Annotated in this window: 19 protein-coding genes; 10 read left to right on the forward strand and 9 right to left on the reverse strand. The window is 52.3% G+C overall.

Annotated features, from left to right (window positions below):
- Positions 1-55: 55 nt before the first annotated feature.
- Positions 56-2695, reverse strand: coding sequence for a DNA topoisomerase (ATP-hydrolyzing) subunit A (gene gyrA / locus H0248_RS12295; RefSeq protein WP_180786149.1), 2640 nt, complete (start codon positions 2693-2695; stop codon positions 56-58).
- Between the two features lie 267 nt (positions 2696-2962).
- On the opposite strand from gyrA, the gene ubiG reads away from it, so the two are divergent.
- The 6 genes from ubiG to H0248_RS12325 all read left to right on the forward strand — a co-directional run bounded on the left by ubiG (position 2963) and on the right by H0248_RS12325 (position 9343).
- A complete protein-coding gene (gene ubiG, locus H0248_RS12300; RefSeq protein ID WP_180786150.1) occupies positions 2963-3682 on the forward strand; it encodes a bifunctional 2-polyprenyl-6-hydroxyphenol methylase/3-demethylubiquinol 3-O-methyltransferase UbiG in 720 nt (239 codons plus the stop codon).
- Positions 3683-4031: 349 nt separating this feature from the next.
- Complete coding sequence (gene nrdA, locus H0248_RS12305; RefSeq protein ID WP_180786151.1) at positions 4032-6317, forward strand: class 1a ribonucleoside-diphosphate reductase subunit alpha; 2286 nt, start codon at positions 4032-4034, stop codon at positions 6315-6317.
- Positions 6318-6439: 122 nt separating this feature from the next.
- The gene (gene nrdB / locus H0248_RS12310) at positions 6440-7570 is read left to right on the forward strand and encodes a class Ia ribonucleoside-diphosphate reductase subunit beta (RefSeq protein WP_010284080.1); all 1131 of its coding nucleotides are present in this window, start codon (positions 6440-6442) and stop codon (positions 7568-7570) included.
- A gap of 3 nt (positions 7571-7573) precedes the next feature.
- Positions 7574-7834, forward strand: coding sequence for a class I ribonucleotide reductase maintenance protein YfaE (gene yfaE, locus H0248_RS12315; protein ID WP_010284079.1), 261 nt, complete (start codon positions 7574-7576; stop codon positions 7832-7834).
- Positions 7835-7973: 139 nt separating this feature from the next.
- Positions 7974-8888 carry an SPFH domain-containing protein gene (locus H0248_RS12320; RefSeq protein ID WP_180786152.1) on the forward strand — a complete coding sequence of 305 codons (915 nt, stop codon included), beginning with the start codon at positions 7974-7976 and terminating at the stop codon, positions 8886-8888.
- Positions 8888-9343 (forward strand): NfeD family protein, encoded by a 456-nt coding sequence (locus H0248_RS12325; protein WP_010284077.1) that lies wholly within the window; start codon positions 8888-8890, stop codon positions 9341-9343. The genes H0248_RS12320 and H0248_RS12325 overlap by 1 nt, the downstream gene beginning before the upstream one ends.
- A gap of 34 nt (positions 9344-9377) precedes the next feature.
- On the opposite strand, the gene cueR is transcribed toward H0248_RS12325, so the two are convergent.
- On the reverse strand, positions 9378-9785 hold the full coding sequence (gene cueR / locus H0248_RS12330; RefSeq protein WP_039502918.1) for a Cu(I)-responsive transcriptional regulator: 408 nt from the start codon (positions 9783-9785) through the stop codon (positions 9378-9380).
- Between the two features lie 117 nt (positions 9786-9902).
- Here cueR and copA point away from each other — a divergent pair, with 117 nt between their 5' ends.
- On the forward strand, positions 9903-12626 hold the full coding sequence (copA, locus tag H0248_RS12335; protein ID WP_180786153.1) for a copper-exporting P-type ATPase CopA: 2724 nt from the start codon (positions 9903-9905) through the stop codon (positions 12624-12626).
- A 95-nt stretch (positions 12627-12721) separates the two neighbouring features.
- Here the strand turns inward: copA and H0248_RS12340 are convergent, their stop codons facing one another.
- Together H0248_RS12340 and H0248_RS12345 are read right to left on the reverse strand one after the other, a co-directional pair.
- Positions 12722-13153, reverse strand: a complete 432-nt coding sequence (locus H0248_RS12340) for a type II toxin-antitoxin system HicB family antitoxin (protein WP_039312292.1) — start codon at positions 13151-13153, stop codon at positions 12722-12724.
- 22 nt (positions 13154-13175) lie between these two features.
- Complete coding sequence (locus H0248_RS12345) at positions 13176-13358, reverse strand: type II toxin-antitoxin system HicA family toxin (RefSeq protein WP_039485998.1); 183 nt, start codon at positions 13356-13358, stop codon at positions 13176-13178.
- Between the two features lie 186 nt (positions 13359-13544).
- On the opposite strand from H0248_RS12345, the gene H0248_RS12350 reads away from it, so the two are divergent.
- Entirely contained in the window at positions 13545-14363 is an 819-nt protein-coding gene (locus H0248_RS12350) for a TraB/GumN family protein (protein WP_180786154.1), read from the forward strand.
- 70 nt (positions 14364-14433) lie between these two features.
- On the forward strand, positions 14434-14913 hold the full coding sequence (gene ybaK, locus H0248_RS12355) for a Cys-tRNA(Pro)/Cys-tRNA(Cys) deacylase YbaK (RefSeq protein ID WP_180786155.1): 480 nt from the start codon (positions 14434-14436) through the stop codon (positions 14911-14913).
- 299 nt (positions 14914-15212) lie between these two features.
- On the opposite strand, the gene H0248_RS12360 is transcribed toward ybaK, so the two are convergent.
- From H0248_RS12360 to ushA, 5 genes are all read right to left on the reverse strand, one after another.
- Positions 15213-16595: a glycoside hydrolase family 28 protein gene (locus H0248_RS12360; protein ID WP_180786156.1), complete on the reverse strand. Its 1383-nt coding sequence runs from the start codon at positions 16593-16595 to the stop codon at positions 15213-15215.
- Positions 16596-16875: 280 nt separating this feature from the next.
- Entirely contained in the window at positions 16876-17877 is a 1002-nt protein-coding gene (gene yjiA, locus H0248_RS12365; protein WP_180786157.1) for a GTPase, read from the reverse strand.
- Positions 17878-17893: 16 nt separating this feature from the next.
- A complete protein-coding gene (locus tag H0248_RS12370; RefSeq protein WP_005976130.1) occupies positions 17894-18097 on the reverse strand; it encodes a YbdD/YjiX family protein in 204 nt (67 codons plus the stop codon).
- Between the two features lie 138 nt (positions 18098-18235).
- Positions 18236-20389: a carbon starvation CstA family protein gene (locus H0248_RS12375; RefSeq protein ID WP_180786158.1), complete on the reverse strand. Its 2154-nt coding sequence runs from the start codon at positions 20387-20389 to the stop codon at positions 18236-18238.
- Positions 20390-21440: 1051 nt separating this feature from the next.
- The gene (ushA, locus tag H0248_RS12380; protein ID WP_180786159.1) at positions 21441-23090 is read right to left on the reverse strand and encodes a bifunctional UDP-sugar hydrolase/5'-nucleotidase UshA; all 1650 of its coding nucleotides are present in this window, start codon (positions 23088-23090) and stop codon (positions 21441-21443) included.
- Between the two features lie 668 nt (positions 23091-23758).
- Here ushA and ybaL point away from each other — a divergent pair.
- On the forward strand, positions 23759-25444 hold the full coding sequence (ybaL, locus tag H0248_RS12385; protein ID WP_180786160.1) for a YbaL family putative K(+) efflux transporter: 1686 nt from the start codon (positions 23759-23761) through the stop codon (positions 25442-25444).
- Positions 25445-25446 lie beyond the last annotated feature (2 nt).

The raw sequence follows: 25446 nt of genomic DNA on the forward strand, positions 1-25446 counted from the left end.
AAAAGCCAGCGCATCGCGCTGGCTTACTCTACTCATTCCGGTTTACTGAAAAGACTTATTCGTCATCTTCAGCGATATCATCATCGCCATCAATGTCGTCGGCAGCATCATCGTCTTCGGCAACTTCGCCTTCAACTTTTACCACGCCATCCAGCTCTTCATCTTCTACCGGCTCGGCCACGCGTTGCAGGCCGACAACATGTTCATCTTCCGCCGTACGAATCAGCGTAACACCCTGCGTGTTACGGCCAACGATACTGACTTCAGACACGCGCGTACGCACCAGCGTTCCCGCATCGGTGATCATCATGATCTGGTCTGCGGCATCAACCTGAACCGCGCCAACCACTTTACCGTTACGTTCGCTAACCTTAATAGAGATAACCCCTTTCGTCGCACGCGACTTGGTCGGGTACTCGCTCACGGCAGTACGCTTACCAAAGCCATTTTGCGTAACGGTCAGGATATCGCCTTCGCCGCGAGGAATGATCAGAGAAACGACGCGATCTTCGCCTTGCAGATTGATACCGCGAACCCCCGTTGCAGTACGACCCATGGAACGCACCGCCTGCTCAGAGAAACGAACCACTTTGCCTTCCGCAGAGAACAGCATCGCTTCATCACTACCGTCGGTCAGGTCAACGCCAATCAGCTCGTCACCTTCATTCAGGTTAACCGCAATGATCCCCGCACTACGTGGACGGCTGAATTCCGTCAGCGCCGTTTTCTTCACGGTACCGCTCGCGGTTGCCATGAAGATATGACGGCCTTCTTCGTATTCACGCACCGGCAGAATCGCGGTGATACGCTCATCGGCCTCAAGCGGCAGCAGGTTGACGATCGGACGACCGCGCGCGCCACGGCTCGCTTCCGGCAGTTGGTATACTTTCATCCAGTACAGACGGCCACGGCTAGAGAAGCACAGAATCGTATCATGGGTGTTCGCCACCAGCAGACGATCGATAAAGTCCTCTTCTTTTATACGAGCAGCAGACTTGCCACGACCACCGCGACGCTGCGCTTCATAGTCGCTCAGCGGCTGATACTTCACGTAACCCTGGTGAGACAGCGTGACGACAACATCTTCCTGATTGATCAGGTCTTCGATGTTGATGTCAGCGGTGTTCGCCGTGATTTCCGTACGACGTTCGTCGCTGTATTGCGTTTTGATCGCTTCCAGCTCTTCGCGGATGACTTCCATCAGACGCTCAGGGCTATTGAGGATATAAAGCAGCTCGGCAATTTCCGCCAGCAGCGCTTTATATTCATCCAGCAGCTTTTCGTGCTCCATGCCGGTCAGCTTCTGCAAACGCAGATCCAGAATCGCCTGCGCCTGCGGTTCCGTCAGGTAGTAATGACCGTCACGGATACCGAACTCTGGCTCCAGCCACTCTGGACGCGCGGCATCATCGCCCGCACGTTCCAGCATCGCCGCCACGCTGCCCAGTTCCCACGCCTGTGCAATCAGCGAGGCTTTCGCTTCAGCAGGTGATGGCGCACGGCGAATAAGCTCGATAATCGGATCGATGTTCGCCAGCGCAATCGCCAGACCTTCCAGTATATGGGCACGGTCACGGGCTTTACGCAGTTCAAAAATGGTACGACGCGTCACCACTTCACGACGGTGGCGCACAAACGCGGCCAGAATGTCTTTGAGCGGCATGATCTTCGGCTGGCCCTGATGCAGAGCGACCATGTTGATGCCGAATGACGTCTGAAGCTGCGTCTGGGAATACAGATTATTCAGTACTACTTCGCCCACGGCGTCACGCTTAATCTCGATGACGATACGCATACCGTCTTTATCGGATTCGTCACGCAGTGCGCTAATACCTTCGATACGCTTATCTTTGACCAGCTCGGCAATTTTCTCGATCAGGCGTGCTTTGTTCACCTGATACGGAATTTCATGCACGATGATGGTTTCACGTCCGGTTTTCGCGTCCGCTTCCACTTCAGCACGCGCACGGATGTAAATTTTACCGCGCCCAGTGCGATAGGCCTCTTCAATGCCGCGTCGGCCATTGATGATCGCCGCCGTTGGGAAATCCGGGCCTGTGATGTGTTCCATCAACCCTTCAAGGGTGATGTTTTCATCGTCGATATACGCCAGACAGCCGTTCACAACTTCCGTCAGGTTGTGCGGTGGAATGTTCGTTGCCATCCCGACAGCGATACCGGAAGAACCGTTAACCAGCAGGTTGGGAATACGCGTTGGCATGACGTCAGGAATCTGCTCGGTGCCGTCATAGTTCGGCACAAAATCGACCGTCTCTTTTTCGAGATCGGCCAGCAGTTCATGAGCAATTTTCGACATGCGAATTTCGGTATAACGCATTGCCGCCGCGGAGTCGCCGTCAATCGAACCGAAGTTGCCCTGACCATCGACCAGCATGTAGCGCAGTGAGAAAGGCTGCGCCATACGCACGATAGTTTCATAAACGGCAGAGTCGCCGTGTGGGTGGTATTTACCGATGACATCCCCGACGACACGGGCGGATTTTTTATACGGTTTGTTCCAATCGTTGCCCAGTACGCTCATCGCATACAGTACGCGGCGGTGTACCGGTTTCAGTCCATCTCGAACATCTGGTAATGCACGCCCGACAATAACGGACATCGCATAATCCAGATACGAGCTTTTCAGCTCTTCTTCAATGTTGACCGGTGTGATTTCTCTGGCAAGGTCGCTCATGGAGCCGCTATCCCTCTATTTAGGCATCTACCCGTGTTCAGAAACGTGAACCGTTCAGAAAAGTGAACTGTTCAAAAGGTGAAAAATTATATCACAAAGCGCCGTTTCGGGGGAAACTCCCTTCCGCTCGGAACAGACGGTTTTCCCAGTGGACAATTACTTTGTAGAGAAAAACACCTTGCGGAGAAAAGCGACACCGCTGCACGTTGCAGCGCGAAGGGAGTATACTCGCGGCAGTATAAAGATGACGAAAGGCAGTGATGACACATGAATGTAGACAATCAAACTCCGAACGTTGACCATCAGGAGATTGCCAAATTTGAGGCAATCGCTTCACGCTGGTGGGATTTAGAAGGCGAATTCAAACCCTTGCACCGCATTAATCCGCTGCGTCTGGGCTATATTTCTCAGCATGCGGAAGGCCTGTTCGGCAAGAAAGTGCTGGATGTCGGCTGCGGCGGCGGTATTTTGGCCGAAAGCATGGCGCGTGAAGGCGCGGACATCACCGGGCTCGATATGGGCGCAGAACCGTTGCAGGTCGCGCGTTTACATGCACTAGAAAGCGGTGTCGCCGTCAATTACGTGCAGGAAACGGTAGAAGCGCATGCACACGCGCATCCGGGCCTCTACGATGTCGTCACCTGCATGGAAATGCTGGAGCACGTTCCTGACCCGCAATCCGTGGTGCAGGCCTGCGCCAAGTTGGTCAAACCGGGCGGGCACGTCTTTTTCTCCACCATCAACCGCAATGCGAAAGCGTGGATGATGGCCGTTATCGGTGCTGAGTACGTGCTAAAAATGGTACCGCGCGGCACGCACGACATTAAAAAGTTCATTCGACCAGCAGAGCTGATGCACTGGGTTGACAGTACACCACTGCGTGAAAAGCATATCACCGGGCTGCACTACAACCCGCTGACGGACCATTTTAAACTGGGTCCAAACGTGGACGTGAACTACATGCTACACACTCGGCACGATAAATAGAACCGATTAAGAACACTCTTAAAAATTGCGTGGTTTTTCACCGCGCAATTTTCTAGGTTTTACCTGAAAAACCAACAAAATGACCACGACTTATTTTTTTTACAGAATATTGACATCCTCTTAGCCCTTACAAAATCAGGATTTCGAGAAACCAACGGTTCGGCAACCTGAAACTAACACCAAAATCAAGCCTTGTACTCAAACGAATCCAGACTAAAATACTCACCATGTAGTAGCCATTTATTAAAAAATATCTATATCTAGTATTTATCCACAGAGTTAGTCACAGAGGCACTTCTGTGAATAAACAGGGGATATTTTTTATTTTCACCAACAGGTAAATCCCAACATGAACCAGAGCTTGCTCGTTACCAAGCGCGATGGCAGTAAAGAAAGAATCAATTTGGATAAAATCCACCGCGTCATTACCTGGGCCGCAGAAGGTTTACACAATGTCTCCGTTTCTCAGGTCGAACTGCGTTCACACATTCAGTTTTATGACAGCATCAAAACCTCTGATATCCATGAAACCATCATTAAGGCCGCAGCCGATCTGATCTCGCGCGAAAGCCCGGATTATCAATATCTGGCCGCGCGTCTGGCTATCTTCCATCTGCGTAAGAAAGCCTACGGCCAGTTTGAGCCGCCAGCGCTGCTGACTCACGTCACCAAAATGGTGGAACTGGGCAAGTACGACAAACACCTGCTGGAAGACTATAGCCCCGAAGAATTTGCCCAGATGGACGCTTTCATCGATCACTGGCGTGACATGAATTTCTCCTATGCGGCGGTAAAACAGCTGGAAGGGAAATACCTAGTACAAAACCGCGTCACCGGTGATATCTACGAAAGCGCCCAATTCCTGTACATTCTGGTCGCTGCCTGCCTGTTCTCCGGCTACCCACGTGAGACGCGTCTGGATTACGTTAAACGTTTTTATGACGCGATCTCGACGTTCAAAATTTCTCTGCCGACGCCAATCATGGCGGGCGTACGTACGCCAACACGTCAGTTCAGCTCTTGCGTGTTGATCGAATGTGGCGACAGTCTGGATTCCATCAACGCGACCTCCAGCGCGATCGTAAAATACGTTTCCCAACGTGCCGGTATCGGCATCAACGCAGGCCGCATTCGTGCGCTCGGCAGCCCAATTCGCGGTGGTGAAGCCTTCCACACTGGCTGTATTCCTTTCTATAAACACTTCCAGACGGCGGTGAAATCCTGCTCTCAGGGCGGCGTACGCGGCGGGGCTGCCACGCTGTTCTATCCGCTCTGGCATCTGGAAGTGGAAAGCCTGCTGGTGCTGAAAAACAACCGCGGTGTAGAAGGCAACCGCGTTCGTCACCTCGACTACGGCGTGCAGTTGAACAAACTGATGTATCAACGTCTGGTAAAAGGTGAAGAAATTACGCTATTCAGCCCGTCTGACGTACCCGGACTGTACGATGCCTTCTTCGCCGATCAGGATGAATTCGAGCGCCTGTATGTGCAATATGAGCAGGATGACAGCATCCGCAAACAGCGCATCAAAGCGGTCGAACTGTTCTCTCTGATGATGCAGGAACGTGCTTCTACGGGTCGCATCTATATTCAGAACGTTGACCACTGCAACACGCACAGCCCGTTCGATCCACAGATTGCCCCCGTTCGCCAGTCAAACCTGTGTCTGGAAATCGCACTGCCGACCAAGCCGCTGAACGACGTGAATGATGAAAACGGTGAAATCGCGCTGTGTACGCTGTCGGCTTTCAACCTCGGTGCCATCAACAGCTTAGACGATCTGGAAGAGCTCGCGACGCTGGCCGTGCGCGCGCTGGATGCCTTGCTGGATTATCAGGACTATCCGATTACTGCGGCAGAGCGTGGTGCGATGGGTCGCCGCACACTGGGTATTGGTGTGATCAACTTCGCGTACTATCTGGCGAAAAATGGTGTGCGTTACTCTGACGGCAGCGCCAACAGCCTGACACACAAAACGTTTGAAGCAATTCAGTACTATCTGTTGAAGGCGTCGAATGTGCTGGCACGCGAACAAGGTGCTTGCCCGTGGTTCAATGAAACCACCTATTCGCAGGGTATTCTGCCTATCGATACCTATAAGCGCGATCTGGATGCGATCTGTAACGAACCGCTGCATCTCGACTGGGAAACACTGCGTAACGACATCAAAGCGTACGGTCTGCGTAACTCCACGCTGTCCGCGCTGATGCCGTCTGAGACGTCATCTCAGATCTCCAACGCCACCAACGGTATTGAACCACCACGCGGCCATATCAGCATCAAAGCGTCCAAAGACGGCATTCTGCGCCAGGTTGTGCCAGAGTACGAAACGCTGAAAGATGCTTACGAACTGCTGTGGGATATGCCAAATAACGATGGTTATCTGCAACTGGTGGGGCTGATGCAGAAGTTTGTCGATCAGGCGATCTCCTCCAACACCAATTACGATCCGTCACGTTTCCCATCAGGTCGAGTGCCGATGAAACAGTTGCTGAAAGATCTGGTCACAGCCTACAAATTCGGGGTTAAAACACTGTATTACCAAAACACCCGTGACGGCGCTGAAGACGTACAAGACGACCTGTTGGCAGAACCACAGGACGACGGCTGCGAAGGCGGCGCGTGTAAGATTTAAGCCAATAATGAAAGGCTGCCGATGCAGCCTTTCATCTTTTATAGTAGGCGCCGCTGCCCGTCCCTTATGGGCCTTCATACGCGGCGTTAAAAAATGCTCACGGCATTTTTTTGGAGAGACTCATGGCCTATAGCACTTTTTCACAGAACAAAAATGACCAGTTGCTCGAACCGATGTTCTTCGGTCAATCAGTTAACGTCGCGCGTTTCGATCAGCAAAAGTATGAAATTTTCGAAAAGTTGATCGAAAAGCAGTTGTCCTTCTTCTGGCGTCCAGAAGAAGTCGACGTGTCCCGCGATCGCATCGACTATCAGGCGCTGCCCGATCATGAAAAGCATATCTTCATCAGCAACCTGAAATACCAAACGCTGCTGGATTCTATTCAGGGACGCAGCCCAAACGTGGCGCTGCTGCCGCTGATTTCTATCCCTGAGCTGGAAACCTGGGTGGAAACCTGGGCGTTCTCGGAAACCATTCACTCACGCTCCTACACGCACATCATTCGTAATATCGTGAACGATCCATCGCTGGTGTTTGACGATATCGTCACGAACGAAGAGATTCTGAAACGTGCCAAGGATATCTCCGGTTACTACGACTCGCTGATTGAGATGACCAGCTACTATCATCTGCTGGGTGAAGGGACACATCAGGTGAATGGCAAGACAGTGACCGTGAATCTGCATACGCTGAAAAAGCAGCTGTATATCTGTCTGATGAGCGTAAACGCGCTCGAAGCGATTCGCTTCTACGTCAGCTTTGCCTGTTCCTTCGCTTTTGCAGAACGCGAACTGATGGAAGGCAACGCCAAAATCATCAAGCTGATTGCCCGTGATGAAGCGCTGCACCTGACCGGCACGCAGCACATGCTGAACCTGATGCGTTCCGGCCATGACGACCCAGAAATGGCGCAGATTGCCGAAGAGTGTCAGCAAGAGTGTTATGACCTGTTCGTGCTGGCTGCTCAGCAAGAAAAAGAGTGGGCTGAATACCTGTTCCGTGATGGTTCGATGATTGGTCTGAACAAAGATATTCTGTGCCAGTACGTGGAATACATCACCAACATCCGCATGCAGGCGGTTGGGCTACCGCTGCCGTTCCAGACGCGCACCAACCCCATCCCGTGGATCAACGCTTGGCTGGTGTCCGATAACGTACAGGTCGCGCCACAGGAAGTTGAAGTCAGCTCCTATCTGGTCGGTCAGATCGATTCAGAAATCAGCGACGACGATCTGAGCGATTTCCAACTGTAATCGATGAGCAACCCAACGATCACGCTGCGCACATCCGGTGCGCAGTTTTCCTGTTCAGACGACGGCCCTTCCCTGCTGGATGTGCTGGAATCCAACCGAGTCAGCATTGAATATCAGTGCCGCTCAGGCTATTGCGGTTCCTGTCGGCTGCGTCTGGTAAAAGGCAGAGTCGCGTATCGGCAAACCCCTCTGGCCTGCATCCAACAGGATGAAATCCTCCCCTGCTGCTGTATGCCGCAGGGCGACATCGAACTCGATATTTAGCCCCGTTCTTCCCCATAGGCTAATCTCCCTCGCTCGTGCTGGCGGGCGCATTTCCTGCCCGCATTCATACTCAAGTGCGTTACACTATCTGCAGACATTGTCTTTCGACTGATATAAAACAGCTTGGAGGTTTTAAAACATGCTTACCGTCATTCCTATTTTGATCTTTGTTGCACTCATCATCGTCTGGTCAGGCATCAAAATCGTACCTCAGGGATACCAATGGACTGTGGAACGGTTTGGTCGCTATACCAAGACACTGATGCCAGGGCTGAATCTGGTCGTGCCGTTTATGGATCGCATCGGCCGCAAAATTAATATGATGGAACAGGTGCTGGATATTCCCTCTCAGGAAATTATCTCTCGCGATAATGCCAATGTAGCCATTGATGCAGTCTGCTTTATTCAGGTCATTGATCCCGCGCGTGCTGCCTATGAAGTTAGCAATCTGGAACAGGCTATCGTAAACCTCACCATGACCAACTTCCGTACCGTACTGGGCTCGATGGAACTGGACGAAATGCTGTCTCAGCGCGATAGCATCAACACCCGCTTGCTGCACATTGTTGATGAAGCCACAAACCCGTGGGGCGTGAAAATCACCCGTATTGAAATCCGCGACGTCCGCCCGCCCGCGGAACTGATTGCAGCCATGAATGCGCAGATGAAAGCAGAGCGTAACAAGCGTGCCGATATTCTGGAAGCCGAAGGGGTACGTCAGGCCGCGATCCTGAAAGCTGAAGGGGAAAAACAGTCGCAGATTCTGAAGGCCGAAGGCCAGCGCCAATCCGCCTTCCTGGAAGCCGAAGCACGTGAGCGTGCAGCCGAAGCGGAAGCACAGGCGACTAAAATGGTGTCCGAGGCCATCGCAGCAGGCAACATTCAGGCGATTAACTACTTTGTTGCCCAGAAATATACCGACGCCTTGCAGCAGATCGGCTCCTCCAATAACAGCAAAGTGATCATGATGCCGCTGGAAGCCAGCAATCTGATGGGCGCCATTGGCGGGATTACGGAACTGATTAAAGACAGCAAAGATAGCCGAGGTCACTAATGGGCATTGAACTGGTGATGGAAAATGCGCACTGGTTCTGGCTGTCGCTTGGCGGCCTGCTGTTAGCCGCCGAAATGCTGGGCGCCAGTGGCTATTTGCTGTGGAGCGGTTTATCAGCGGTATTGGTTGGGCTACTAACGTGGGTCATGCCGATGGGCTGGCCATGGCAGGGAACGATTTTTGCCATTCTGACGATCGTTACGGCACTGCTCTGGTGGTATTGGCTGCGCAAACGGACGCTGTCACGCCCACAATCGACACTCAACCAGCGCGGGCAGCAACTGATTGGCCTGCGCGCTACGCTGACCGATCCAGTGATCAACGGTTTCGGCCGAGTAAACATCGGTGACAGCAGTTGGCGCGTGAAATCAGAACAGGATCTGCCCGTCGGTACGCCTGTTGAAGTGATTGCCATTGATGGTATCACGCTGCATGTGCGACCGGTTGAGCGCTAACAACACATTATTGGGGGAGTAGGTCTCCCCTTTATCACTCTTTTCTCTTTTGACAACAGCCCGCCAGATTATTGATTATCGGACAGTCTGCTCCCCCATCCCCCGGACACTGTTCGGCCAGCGCCAGCAAATGTTCACGCATCGTTTTTAGCTCTTCGATATGCATCTCGATTTCTTGCACTTTCTGCAAGGTTCGCGCTTTGACATCCGCACTTCGCCGCAGCGGATCGTTAAATAGCGTCACCAGTTCCCGGCATTCATCCAGATTAAAACCGACCTGACGCGCCTGACGCAGCAGCGTCAGCTCTTCGACATGATGTTCGTCGTAGCTGCGGTAACCATTTTCAGAACGCAGCGGCGTAGTCAGAAGTTCTTTCTCTTCATAGAAGCGAATGGTTTTACTGCTAAGACCGGTTTTTTTCGCAACATCACTGATATTCATGATTTCCCCCTTGACCCTCCCCTTGCTAGAAGGTTTACCTTACCCAATAACTAGTAGAAATCAGATGGCCGGTCAATGTCTTTCGCCGCCGGCTGTGATCACGGGAGAAAAATTACTATGTCACAAACTGTCTTGTTGTCATTGCAGGGACTGACCTGCGGACACTGTGTCCAGCGCGTTAAAAAAGCACTGGATGCGCTGCCTGCGGTCGAACAAACCGACGTCACCCAACAGTACGCCAGCGTCAGCGGCGACGTTGATTCGCAGACGTTGATCGACACCATTGAGCAGGCTGGCTACGAAGCACAGCTTGCTACTACACCAGATGTGTCTCTCCAGCTTTCCGGCCTGAGCTGCAACCACTGCGTCGCCGCTACGCGTAAAGTGCTGGAAGCTATTCCCGGCGTTGTGGCGATAGATGTCACCAAAGAGCAAGCAACCGTGTATGGCAATGTTGAGGCCACGACACTAATTAGTGCCATTGAAGAAGCCGGCTATCACGCCAGCGTGCAGGAGAACGTTCACCCAAAAACTGAGCCGCTGGCACAGGTAGCGACAACGCCGGAAGCGCTGCCAGCGGCCGAGAGTACTCTTCCGGCAACGACAATACACGCCACTCGCGATGATGACAGCGTGCAGCTCCTGCTTCAGGGCATGAGCTGCGCCAGCTGCGTAAACCGTATACAGACAGCGCTGCAAAACGTCAGTGGCGTCACGCAGGCGCGCGTCAATCTGGCCGAACGCAGCGCGTTGGTCAGCGGTCATGCCGAGCCGGAAGCGCTGATTGCTGCCGTTGAGCAAGCAGGCTATGGCGCGGAAATTATTCAGGACGAAGAAGAACGCCGCGCGCGCCAGCAGCAAAGCTCTCAGCAGGCGATTCGCCGTTTCCAATGGCAAGCCGCGCTGGGATTGCTGCTTGGTGTGCCGCTGATGCTGTGGGGCGTACTGGGCGGCAGCATGAGCCTGACGCCGGAAAGCCAAACACCGTGGCTGGTCATCGGTATTTTGACGCTGGCGGTGATGGTGTTCGCTGGTAGTCATTTTTACCGTAACGCCTGGCGCAGCCTGAAAAACGGCACTGCGACCATGGATACGCTGGTCGCGCTGGGAACGGGTGCCGCCTGGCTTTACTCTATTACCGTTAACCTGTGGCCGGATCTTTTCCCGATGGCGGCGCGTCACCTTTACTATGAAGCCAGCGCCATGATCATCGGTTTAATCAACCTCGGTCATGCGCTGGAACAGCGCGCTCGTCAGCGCTCTTCGCGTGCACTGGAACGGCTGCTGGATTTGACGCCGCCCACCGCACGCGTCGTGACGCCGGAAGGTGAGAAATCTATTCAACTGTCCGACGTGCAGTCCGGCATGACGCTGCGTCTGACAACCGGCGATCGTATTCCTGTCGACGGTGAGATTTTGCAAGGTGAAGTGTGGGTAGATGAAGCCATGCTGACTGGAGAACCGATCCCGCAAGCCAAAACGTCCGGCGATACGGTTCACGCCGGCACTCTGGTTTCCGACGGCAGCGTCCTCTTTCGTGCAGACGCGATCGGCAACCAAACGACCCTGTCGCGAATCATCCGACTGGTCAGGCAGGCGCAAAGCAGTAAGCCTGCTATCGGCCAGCTAGCGGATCGTATTTCTGCCGTGTTTGTTCCCGTCGTCGTGGCCATTGCGCTTCTCAGCGGCGCGATCTGGTTCTTCGTAGGGCCACAGCCGCAGATGGTCTACACGCTCATTATCGTCACGACCGTTCTGATCATTGCCTGCCCCTGTGCGCTTGGGCTGGCAACGCCGATGTCGATTATTTCCGGCGTCGGACGGGCAGCAGAGTTTGGCGTGCTGGTGCGTGATGCCGATGCCTTGCAGCAGGCCAGCAAGCTGGATGTGCTGGTGTTTGACAAAACCGGTACGCTAACCGAAGGTCAGCCGCGCGTCGTGGCGATTCATACCTTCGGTGACGTAACAGAATCACAGGCGCTGGCCTGGGCGGCTTCGCTGGAGCAAGGCTCAAATCACCCGCTGGCAAAAGCGATTCTTGAACACGCAGAGAATTTGACGCTCACACAAGCCGAACAGTTCCGTACGCTGCGCGGCCTCGGCGTCAGCGGCAAGATCGGCGACGCCGACCTGCTGCTGGGGAATCCGGCGCTGCTCAAACAGCATCAGGTCGATATCACCGCAGGTGAAGGGCTGATCAATGAACAGGCTCAGCACGGCATCACGCCGGTACTGCTTGCGGCGAATGGTCACCTCATTGCAGTGTTATCTATCCACGATCCGCTGCGGACGGATAGCGTCAGCGCCTTGCAGCGCCTTCACCAGCAGGGCTATCAGCTCGTCATGCTAACGGGGGATAATCCGCTCACGGCGAAGAGCATCGCGAAAGACGCGGGTATCGATCAGGTGATTGCCGGGGTGCTGCCAGACGGCAAAGCTGAAGCCATCAAAAAGCTACAGGCTCAGGGCAAACGTGTGGCGATGATTGGCGATGGAATCAACGATGCTCCGGCACTAGCACAGGCCGATGTCGGCATCGCAATGGGAGGCGGCAGCGATATCGCGATTGAAACCGCCGCCATCACGCTGATGCGCCATAGCCTGCACGGCGTCGCCGATGCGCTGGCGCTCGCCAATGCCACGCTGCGCAATATGAAGCAAAACCTGCTGGGCGCGTTTATCTATAACTCGCTGGGGATTCCCATTGCTGCGGGCGTACTCTACCCGCTGACTGGTACGCTACTCAGCCCGGTGGTAGCCGGTGCCGCGATGGCGCTCTCCTCCATCACGGTGGTCAGCAACGCCAACCGCCTGCTGCGTTTTAAACCTAAACGTCAGTAATGCAAACGCGGCACGTCTCAACAACGTGCCGCGTTTTACTTTGCCGGGCATCGTCACGATTTTTCTCGCCTGTAGCCAGACCAATTCAGCCGCGCTCATTCCAACTCATGGCGTGCGGCTTCTGCCAAAAAATGGCTGCGATCGCGATAAGTACCCGGCTGCTCTCGCACGCGATTATCAATACGCTGTATCAACGTATCGGGAAGAGAAATGTTCAATCGCTGTGGCTTTCCCTCAAAAGCCGATAGATCGACATCCAGCACGAACCAACTATCGTAGTCCGCAAAATCTGGCATCGCCGCATAGATGAGGTGTCCAGCGTCATTAAGTCGTCTAATGTCCAGATTTCCACGGCTCACGGCTTCATCAATAAGGGTTAAAATCGCTTCCCGCGCCATGCGTGCAATCTCTTGCTGGCTGTCCGCCGCAGAGAAGCAGCCGTAATCATCAGTACACAATGCCGGAACGATCAGCCCATATGCCGTAGCATCATCTTTTGGCGTTTCTACACCGACTGAAAAAAACATATTGCCTCCGAAAAGGCGGGGATCAGATCCCCGCCATTTTTTTGATGGATTTGACAGTTCCAAGTGGTAAATCCTTTTTTGGATGCGGCACTGGAAACGTTTTTCCAGTAATAGGTGACCACCATATTTGGTGACTCCCGCCGTTATGCCGTTTGCACTCACAACCTGCCGCTGCCAGCTCCTTTATCAGGTCGGTTGATTTCATGTATCCTCCTAACCTGATTTTTATTATACACACCAATACACACTCATCAATGTTTTACGCCTAGGGAGAATCGATAGGAAGTGAGTAGACAAACACGTAGGCTTCCGTGCCCTTAGGATTGGTATACCTTGTATTGTTCCGCGTCTAGCGTTTAGCATAGTTATTCCACATCAGGAGGCGGAATCAATGGGGCAACTGCTGCGTAGAATCGGGACTTTTCTTGGCTTTATCTCACCGCTGGCTTATGCCTACCCAGCGATAGACGTTCGGCTTGCCAATGAACGGCAGTTGCATCTGGTCGGTAGTATTCATATGGGTAGCAAAGATATGGCACCGCTGCCGGATACATTGCTGCAACAGCTCCGGCAGGCAACCGCACTTATCGTCGAAGCCGATATATCCGATTCACATTCCCCCTTCGGCTACAGTGACGTCGAACCGCCGCTCATGCAGCGCCTCAGCCCAGAAAACTACCACCAACTGCAAAAAATTTGTGAGTCGCTTTCTTTCGATGAGAGCAATATCAGTACGCTGCCGGCCTGGCAGACCGCGCTGATGTTGCAAGCAAGACAGGCGCAGTTGCTGGGCTTACGTCCCGACTACGGCATCGATTATCAGTTAATCAACGCCGCGAAATCTCACGGTATTCAGGTTATCGAGCTGGAAGGTCAGCAGACGCAGGTTGATTTATTACAACAACTGCCGCAGGGCGGCCTGCTGTTGCTGGAAGATACGATTAAACACTGGCGCACCAACGCACATTTGCTACAAACGATGGTCGGTTGGTGGCTAGACAGCAGTCCTGGGAAATATACACCGGATATCCCTGCGACGTTCAGTAATGAAATGACAGACCTGCTGATGGGTCAGCGTAACCGCCGCTGGCAACAGCAGCTTCAGGCGTTGCCACCCGGAAATTACGTTGTGGCCGTAGGCGCACTGCATCTGTATGGCGATGAGAATTTACCCACGCTGCTCAAAAACGGTCATACCGCAATTCCATGAAAAAACACGTTATGGCGCGTAGCCGCGTCTGCAAGATAAAGCCCGCTACAGGGTTAAGGATAGTGAAATCATGACACCCGCAGTCAATCTGCTCGAAAAAAACAAGGTCGCCTTTACGCTACACAGCTACCACCACGACAGCGACGAAACCAATTTTGGCGAAGAAGCGGCCAGAAAGCTGGGGCTGAATAAAGAGCAGGTGTATAAAACGCTGCTCGTTTCTCTGAATGGTGATGCAAAAAATCTCGCCGTGGCCGTCACGCCAGTCGCCGGCATGCTGGATCTCAAGAAAGTCGCTCGCGCGCTGTCGGCCAAAAAAGCCGATATGGCCGATCCCGCCATCGCTCAGCGCGTAACAGGTTATCTGGTAGGTGGAATCAGCCCGCTGGGGCAAAAGAAACTACTGCCGACCGTGATTGATGAACCGGCGCGTCAGTTCAGTACTATTTTCATTTCCGGTGGTAAACGTGGGTTGGATATTGAGCTGTCGGCTGACGATCTGGCACGCCTGCTGCGCGCTACTTTTGCCGATATCGCCAAGCATGATTAATGCCCGTAATTAAACGAACATAACCAGCCAGGCGATGTAGCATCAAAGCGAAGCAGATAGCAGAGGACTCCACGGCCAGTGTGTCCCCTGCTACCGCTTCATATACTCGTCATACTTCAAGTTGCATGTGCGTTGGCTGCTCTCAGTCACCCGAATCACTTACTTGAGTAAGCTCATCGGGATTCCTTCCCTTGCCGCGTTATTCGGCCTTGTGGCCTCACCCCTTTGGGGTCAGCGCAAGCGCTGTTCAAAACGTTAACGTTTTGTCCTGAAACTCGAATTATTTAGGGTATAATCGATTACTGATCGACTTTCGCCCCTTTATCCAACTGCATCACTGGGCCTTCTTTCACATTCAGCGTCAGGCCTTTAGTTTGCAGCTCCGCATTCCTTACGCGAATCCCTTTATCCGCATCAATGCGCACGTTATCAAAATGGAAACCACTGAGCGGCGCTTCCGGCACGCCGATAATGTACGCGGCGGCCTTGGTCTTACCGGTCGACTCCAGATTCTCGATCGTCACATTGCTGAAATGCGGCGTCTTGTACTGATCAAACGGCTGCTCTGGATCGGTATCCGGCGGGTAAATTTGCTCCCCCATCGTGAAGCCGCCTTCGGCCAGCATCTTATCTACTTCAGCCTGCACAATCGGCGCAGCTTTGTAGTAAGCGGCAAAGACCAGCGGGATTTCAACATCCACCATTTTGGTATTACGGTAAGTGATGTTTTTCACTTCACCGCCTTTACCGCGCAGGGTTTTAATACGAATACCGTACATGGAACCTTCGAACTGGTTATTTTCGACCAGCACGTTATTCACGCCACCGGAGGTTTCGCTGCCGATAGAGATGCCGCGCCCCTGCTTCAGGATGTTATTGGCGATATAGATGTTATCCACGACGCCATTCGGGAAGCGACTATCCGGCTTCTCGGCTTTTATCGCGATATGGTCGTCATTACAGTCGATATAGTTGTTGGTAATACGGATATTCTGGCTGTCGATCGGGTCGATAGCATCGGTGTTTGGCGCATGCCACGGCGACAAAATCCGAGTACCGTTCACATCCACATCATGCGAGTAACGCATCACAACGTGGAAACTCGGGGAGTGCGTGAGCGTAACGCCGTCCACCAGCACGTTACTAGAGCTTTTGATATAAATCAGACGTGGACGATCGGTGCCGCCTTTCTTACCGGTTGCACGAATATTCTCGCGCCAGCGTTCCCACCAGACAGCGCCTTGTCCATCAATCGTGCCCTGCCCAGTGATAGCCACATTCTGTGCATCGGCAATACTGATAAAGGGAAGCCAGCCATTTTCCGCTTCAGCGTACTTGGTTTGTTCCGTCGCGCGATACGCCGCCACTTCGGTCGATGCAACGATGGTCGCATCTTTTGCCAGATCCAGTCTGATGTTACTTTTCAGGAACAGTGGATCGACCAGATAGTTACCGCGAGGAACATGTACCGTTCCGCCGCCGGCCGCAGCACAATCATCAATGGCTTTCTGGAAAGCTTGGGTATTCAGTGCGATTTGTAGGCGGTGGCCTTCGGCCCCGTATTGCGTGACGTCACAGGTTTTATCAGGAAATTTCACTGAACTGGCTGCTTGTGCGGTACCCGCTTGAATACCCAACGTAATACAGGAAGCCATTAATGACAGGGCAAGACCACTACGCATACTTAACCTCACTAAAAATGAAATATCGTTTTAATAAAATACCACTCCAATTCCATTAAAAAGCGAGGGGCGATCACGTTTTAGATGTATTCGTAATAATTACAATAAGGTAGGATTTTTTTCGTGCAATTGCCCTATTCACACCAAGAAAATTGACGTATGACAGAAGCCGACCTTGTCAGGCAGTGCATCGCGTAAACCGTGCAAGGGAGGCAGAAGAAAGCAGGACTGAGGGTAATCGTGCTGGCCTGAGCGACCAGCACAGAGAAAATAAATGGCGCTATGCCCTCAGGCGAGCGAAAGCGTCACGGATTTCCTGTTCAGGTAAATCCACACCGATAAACACCAGCACGCTCTTTCTGTCTTCATCAGGCTGCCATTCTCTGTCCCAGTCAGCACTATACAAGCGCTGAACGCCCTGAAACAGCAGGCGACGTTCATCACCGTTGATGGCCAGAATCCCTTTATAACGCAGCAGATTATCGGAGAATTGCAGTAGCAGGTTTTCCATCACATCGGAAACAGACTGAAGCTCAACTGCCTTATCGAGATACACAACGATTGATTGCACGTTATTTTGCGTAGGAGCAACAAAGCGAAATATTGGCGTTTTCACGTCCAGCTTGTCGCTGAGGACATTATCGCCAAGAACAAAACCATCGATGTTAAACAGCACGCTCAGATCGATATCGCCATGTACCACAGGGTAGATCGGTGCACGCGCATTGATCCGCTGAAGACGCGGTAGCAGCGTTTCGTCTTCGGCTGCCACGTCGGTTTTGGTTAGCAGTATGCGGTCGGCATAGCCAATTTGCGACTGGGCGATGGTGAACTGATCGAGCTGTTGCTGCGCATGTACAGCATCCACCAGCGTGATAATTCCGTCCAGCACAAAGCGTTCACAGATAACGTCATGCGAGAAGAAGGTCTGCGCCACCGGCCCTGGATCGGCCATACCGGTGCATTCAATGATGACGTGATCAAAATCCAACGTGCCGTTATCCACGCCATCGACCAGATCGAGCAGCGCATCGGCCAGTTCATTAGACTGCGTGCAGCAGATGCAGCCGTTGCTCAGCGTCGTAATCTGGCTGGCCCGTTCGCCGATTAACGTATTATCAATCGGGACTTCGCCGAATTCGTTTTCAATCACGGCAATCTTGTAGCCGTGCTCAGCATTCAGAATATGCCGTAATAAGGTCGTTTTTCCTGCACCGAGAAACCCGGTCAGAATGGTGACATACACGGGTTTAGCCACATCAGAGGATAAAGATTGAGTCATAACAGGTCCCAAGTCGTTAACAGCAGCGCATCCCGCCTTTGCCGTCTCCACCGTAACGCGCCTGCTGGCGTTCGCGGAAGAATTCTTCGTACGTCATCGCAGGTTTATCGGGGTGATTAGTCTGCATATGCTGCACATAGGTATCATAATCTGGCATACCGACCAGCATACGCGCCGCCTGGCCCAAATATTTTCCTGCTTTTCCCAGATTGCCAAACATCATTACCTCCAGACCATCGCCTGCAAGAGCGGCGAGATAAAAAATACCCTGTATAACATTATACAGGGTATCTGTACCCGTCATCTTTCACGTTCAGCCTTGCTAGCTGTTTCGCAAAATTTGACGGGCACGAATCACTTAGTGGCCGGAAGAGACTTTCACGCCACCTTCAGGAACCGGAACATACGGGGTTTCCTGATCGGTACGCTCAGCCACTCTACGTGCAGCCAGTGCCGCTTTAATACCGTACGCAATAATGCTGTACACCACGATCAGGAACAGAATGCTCAGACCGGCATTGGTATAGTTGTTGGTCACGATATGGTTCATGTTCGAAATCTGCTGCGCGCTCAGATCGGCACCACCTTCCGCAATTTTGCCCTTGAACATGTTCGCCATGTAGAGGAAACCTTCCAACTGAGGATTGTCACTGAATAGTTTCAGACCCAGCGCCCAGGTGGTACAAATCAGCAGCCAAATCGCCGGAACCAGCGTGACCCAAATGTACTGTGTACGTTTCATCTTAATCAGGATAACCGTACCAAGCACCAGCGCTACCGCAGCCAGCATCTGGTTAGAGATACCGAACAGCGGCCACAGGCTCTTCACGCCGCCCAGCGGATCAACCACGCCTTGATACAGCAGGTAGCCCCACAGACCGACGCAGCCAGCCGTACCGATCATACCAGCAATCAAAGAGTCAGTTTTCTTCAGGAACGGAACGAAGTTACCCAACAGGTCTTGCAGCATGAAGCGACCTGCACGCGTACCTGCATCCAGTGCTGTCAGAATGAACAGCGCTTCAAACAGAATACCGAAGTGATACCAGAAGCCCATGTTGGCACCAGGAATGATCTGGTGGAACACGTGTGCGATACCGACAGCCAGCGTAGGTGCACCGCCTGCACGGTTCAGAACGGAAGGTTCACCGATGTCTTTCGCCGTTTGCATAATCTGCTCAGGAGAAATCACGAAGCCCCAAGAGCTCACCGTCGCCGCCGCGTGTGCGGATACGTCCTGCAGCTGTGCCAGAATCATCGGCGCATCTGCTGTGCCCAGACGATGCAGATCCGGCATCGTAATACCCAACGCCGCCGGCGGGGTATTCATTGCGAAGTACAGACCCGGTTCGATGATAGATGCCGCAACCAGCGCCATCACTGCCACAAAAGACTCCATCAGCATGGCACCGTAACCGATGAAACGCGCATCGCTTTCGTTAGCCATCAGTTTAGGCGTAGTACCGGAAGCTATCAGCGCGTGGAAGCCAGATACGGCACCGCAGGCGATAGTAATAAACAGGAACGGGAACAGCGTACCTTTCCAGACCGGACCAGTACCATCGACAAACTGCGTTACCGCTGGCATTTTCAGGTCAGGATTCAGAATGACGATACCAATCGCCAGACCGACGATAACGCCAATTTTCAGGAAGGTCGCCAGATAGTCACGCGGTGCCAGAATCAGCCATACCGGCAGCAGTGCGGACACGAAGGCGTAGCCAATCAGCGTGTAGGTGATGGTCGTATCTTTGAAAGTCAGCGCTGGGCCCCAGTACGGGTCATGTGCCACAACACCACCAAACCAGATTGCCAACACCAGCAGCACGATCCCGATGACCGAGATTTCACCGACTTTACCCGGACGGATAAAGCGCATGTAAATGCCCATAAACAGCGCGATCGGCACCGTAGAACACACGGTAAAGACGCCCCACGGACTCTCTGCCAGAGCTTTCACCACGATCAGCGCCAGCACGGCAAGAATGATGATCATGATAAGGAAGCAGCCGAACAGCGCAATCGTACCCGGTACCGGGCCTAATTCTTTCTTAACGATTTCGCCTAACGACGCGCCGTTACGACGGGTCGAAATAAACAGCACCATGAAGTCCTGCACGGCCCCCGCCAACACCACGCCGCCCAGCAGCCATAAGGTGCCCGGCAAGTAGCCGACCTGCGCGGCCAGCACCGGCCCAACCAGCGGCCCCGCCCCTGCGATAGCGGCAAAATGGTGCCCGAACAGGACGTTACGGTTCGTCGGCACATAGTTAAGACCGTCGTTATTCACAACGGCGGGGGTTGCTCTGGTCGGATCTAACTGCATGACTTTTTGTGCGATATACAGGCTGTAGTATCGATAAGCCACGAGGTAAACGGCGACAGAAGCAACAATAATCCATAATGCACTGATATGCTCACCGCGGCGTAATGCGACTACGCCAAGGCAGGCAGCCCCGATGATTCCAAGAATCATCCAGGGGATGTGTTTAAGAATGGAACTGCTCTTCATAAGACATCCTTCAATTAAAAATCACAATCGTTTGATTTTTTAGCTTTAGAAAAATAAACCCTGGTAATGCGTCGTGCGATAACGCGGGTTATCGCACATTTCAGATAAAGGAAAATAATGGCGGCACATTACGCCATCGCGTACGCACGTAGGGCGGGTATTTGGGTAGGCGGCAGAATAGCGAGCTAAGCGGTTAGAATGACGCAGTAAGTGGCTGGGGATAAATTGGGCGGTATAAAACGAAAAGGCCGCGACGTTCGCGGCCAGTAGAGTGTTGAATGTGGTGAACGATTACGGAACCTGATACGCCAGTTTGTAATTACCTGCCGTCGCGGTGCGGAATGTCACGCTGTCCGTGCGCCAGCGGATTTACACTTCCGCAGGCGACTGTACTTTCCAACTGGACGCATCGTTGACGTTCAATACCAGTCGATCAATGGTCGCTACGTCGATTACGTGTGATAACAAAAGGATGTGTACATGCAACGCTCTGATAAAAGAGCGTAAGATTGTTTATTTATTAATTTGCGCTGTGGGTACAAAAGAAGCCGTGCCATTTAAGCCAAAAAAACCGCACTCATGGCGGGCTTCTGAAATTAATAAACCGATTAACATCGCGACAACTCTTATCACAATAATACATATTATGTGTAACGTACTAATACTAGTCGGTCGACAGGGCGGGATTCCACTTTGCTTAAAACGCATACAATTCAAGAAATTTGATAATACCCATATATTAATAACCTTTTATCAATCGGTAATTATGTATCTGACGTGCATTCTTTGAACTGAAATCGTATCTATTTTGAGCATAATAACCACACAAAGTGAGTTAGATCTCGCCCTGAGTCGGTCGATTCAACAATATTTTTTCGTTGCGTATATGAGTCCATCTCAAGACGAACGTTTAGCATTGAAAGGCATCCATCAACAAAGCCTTCAACTACAGCTGTTTAAATTGCGTACCGTTTTGCAGAAGAATTTTAGAGGAAGAAAAAATGGCGGTTTATGTCATTAGTTAAGAGACAAGAACCGCCATGATTATTAATTACTTATAAACGATCTCGCCTTTCGGCGCGTAGGCTTCCGCATCCAGCGGGGAATGCTTCTCGATATATTGCTTCAGCACTTCAGCGTCGACAAAACCGGTGTTCACATAGCTCGGCAGATTATCAAGGCGCGGATAACCATCGCCCCCCATCGCATTAAAGTTTAGCGTTGCCATACGGTAAACTTTATCTGCCTGCAACGGCTCGCCTTTGATTTTCACGTTCTGTACGCCCTGCCCGTCTGCTGTCAGGCTGACGTTGAGGAATTGCGCATAGGCACCAGAATCCACCTTTTTATTTGCCGCGACAGCCAGATACTTCTCGACGTCGCTGCCTTTCATATCCACATAAACCAGCGTGTTGGCAAACGGTTGAACCTTCAGTACATCTTTATAGGTGATATCACCGGATTCAATTGAATCACGTACACCGCCGCCGCTCATGATGGCAAAATCAGCCCCTGCACGCTCAAGCTGTGCAGACAGCAGCACGTGCGCCAGATTGGTCTGACGGAAACGTACCTGATTGCGATCGCCTTCCAGCTTGCCTTTCACGCTACCGATCTTGATGCCCAACTGTGCCTGCCCTTTTTCCTGGAACGGCGTCAGCATTTTCATGACGTCAGGATCTTGCGTGATTTCATGCGTATAGAAAACACGCTCAGTCTTGCCGTCGTTCTCTACCTTTTTCTTCAGGTTGATCGGAATCAGTTGGTAATGCTCAAGTTTCAATTCACCATTGCGGAATGTGAAATCGGCACGGCCGACATATTTACCCCACTCATGTGCCTGAACAATCCAGGTACCGTTCTGACGATCGGGAGCACAAGGCGTGCCCGGCACATAACCCACCTGCTTTTTATTTTCCTGCGCCATACAGACCGGATCCTGCGAGTGGCCACCGACAATCATGTCCAGATAGCCGGCAGGCAGGCTACGCGCCATTTCCACATCACCCGGCGCATTAGAACCGTGATTACCGTCGTCATAGTGTCCCATGTGCGTCGCGGCAATAATCACATCGGGCTTTTCGCTCTTACGCAATTGCTCAACAACCTGCTTCGCTTCCGTAGAAGGGTTACGGAATTCGATATCGGTAAAATACTCAGGATTGCCTAATTTGGCCGTATCGTCCGTTGTCAGGCCGATAACCGCGATTTTCACACCTTGCTTGTCGAACAGGGCATAAGGCTTAAATAGGCGCTGACTGGTGCTTTTTTGGTAGATATTGGCTGATAACAGCGGGAATTTCGCCCATTTCTCCTGCTGACGCAGGACAGAAAGCGGATTATCAAATTCATGGTTGCCGAGCGCCATCGCATCATAGCCGACCATGTTCATACCGCGGAAATCTGGCTCTGCATCCTGCAAATCGGACTCAGGCACGCCAGTATTAATATCACCACCGGAAAGCAGCAGTACGCTGCCACCTTTACTCGCCACTTCCTGACGGATCTGATCGACCAGCGTTTTTTGTGCGGCCAATCCATATTCACCGTGATCGTTATGCCAAAAGTGGCCGTGATGGTCATTGGTATGCAAAATAGTGATGGCGTATGTTTTGTCTTTTTCCCAAGCCATTGACATTACAGGTGTTAGCGCGAGCGATACCGCCATCGCACATCCCAGAGCTTTTACTGAAAAGCGCATGATAAATCTCCGTTTATTTTAAAGACCCAGTGGAACCACTGAGAAATTCACCACACAAACTAGCACAGCAAGATGAACAATGCGCGAGGCGCATTCACGCTGTCCGTCAGCAATGTGCGGTAGCCAACAAAATCAGATTAGGTATAGCAGCGAGAGTGATATCACTCGGGCTTGGCACTGTCGTCACGCCGTCACGAACTCTTGCTAATATGGATACTTCATCGGAATAACCCAACGACACACCGTTTATCCCCTATTTTCTGGGGTTTTACGTCAGTGGATAAAACCATTCCGCTGAATACACGGGAAAGCCGTAGGGCATTACAGCCCATAACATCATGCCATCAGAATAATTACGCATGTTTATCAATGCTTATCGTGAGAAACCATCCCTAAATCTGTGTTAGACTACCTTTAACTGGAGAAACTGATATTTTTCATAAAATACCACTTTTATCCAAGCAACATTTCGCTATATGCAATAGAATTTATCTATACCCAGAGTAATTGGCGTTGCAGCCAAACAGCAAACGAACGAATCCCAATACGCTTTTCGGTACATAATAAAAGTCATAAGGGTACGTAAGCGCTGCTAACCACGCTGTAACTTCAAAGCAAGAAGGGTAAATCCGCTCAATTACGTTTCACCTATGGCACAAGGAGTTGGGATGCATGCTGCAACACCGCTAATTTCTACTATCGCTGGGGGGCTGGTTCTTGCCTTCCTCCTTGGTATTCTGGCACACCGCCTGCGTATCTCTCCCCTTGTTGGTTACCTTGCCGCAGGCGTTCTTGTCGGTCCTTTTACACCCGGCTTCGTTGCCGATACTTCACTGGCATCAGAACTCGCGGAACTTGGCGTAATCCTGCTGATGTTTGGCGTTGGTCTGCACTTCTCACTAAAAGATCTCATGGCGGTAAAGTCCATCGCCATTCCCGGCGCGATAGCCCAGATTGCCGTGGCAACGCTGCTTGGAATGGGGTTATCCACCATGCTGGGCTGGAGCCTGGCGAGCGGCCTGGTTTTCGGCCTTTGCCTCTCAACCGCCAGTACTGTGGTTCTGCTACGCGCGTTGGAAGAACGACAGCTTATTGATAGTCAACGTGGTCAAATCGCCATCGGCTGGCTTATTGTGGAAGATCTGGCGATGGTCCTTACGCTGGTTCTGCTACCGGCCTTCGGCGACATGATCGGCGCTGAGCATGCCGACACCAGCAAACTGCTAACCGATTTGGCCTGGACCATCGGTAAAGTGATTGCATTTATTACCCTGATGATTGTCGTCGGTCGTCGTCTGGTGCCGTGGGTATTGGCAAAAAGCGCCAGTACTGGCTCACGTGAGCTTTTCACGCTGGCAGTGTTAGCAATGGCGCTGGGTATCGCCTTTGGCGCGGTGAAACTGTTTGATGTCTCCTTTGCGCTGGGCGCATTCTTCGCCGGCGTGGTATTGAACGAATCTGAACTCAGCCAGCGTGCGGCGCACGACACGCTACCGCTGCGCGATGCCTTCGCCGTACTGTTCTTCGTTTCCGTCGGTATGCTGTTTGATCCGATGATCCTGCTGAACGACCCGATTTCCGTGCTGATCACGCTGGCGATTATCGTGTTCGGTAAGTCGGCCGCCGCTTTCGTGCTGGTCCGGCTCTTTGGTCACTCGAAGCGGACAGCATTAACGATTTCCGCCAGTCTGGCGCAAATCGGTGAATTTGCCTTTATTTTGGCCGGACTCGGTATTGTGCTGGGGCTGCTGTCCGAAGAAGGACGGAATCTGGTACTGGCCGGTGCCATACTCTCCATCATGATAAACCCGTTGCTGTTTACCCTGCTTGAACGCTATCTGGCGAAGAACGAAACAATAGAAGAACAGATTGTGGAAGAAGCGATTGAGGAAGAGAAACAGATTCCTGTCGATATGTGCAACCATGCGCTACTGGTTGGCTATGGCCGTGTTGGTAGCCTGATTGGTGCCAAACTGCATCAAGCAGGAATTCCTATCGTCGTCATTGAGAATTCGCGTACACGGGTTGATGCGCTGCGTGAGCAGGGAATTAAAGCCGTATTGGGCAACGCCACCAAGCCTGAAATCATGGATATTGCGCGTCTGGACTGCGCTCGTTGGCTATTGCTGACCATCCCGAACGGTTATGAGGCGGGAGAAGTCGTCGCGGCAGCTCGTGAGAAGCGTGCAGACCTAGAAATTATTGCCCGCGCACACTATGACGATGAAGTCAGCTACATTATCGAGCACGGTGCCAACGAGGTAGTGATGGGGGAACGGGAAATCGCCAACAGCATGATCACGTTGTTGAAGCTGGATGATATCCCACCTGCACCTCAGGCGTGCCCTATCTAAGT

Origin of the sequence: Pectobacterium brasiliense (assembly GCF_013449685.1) — a bacterium.
GTDB classification, from domain to species: Bacteria; Pseudomonadota; Gammaproteobacteria; order Enterobacterales; family Enterobacteriaceae; genus Pectobacterium; species Pectobacterium brasiliense_A.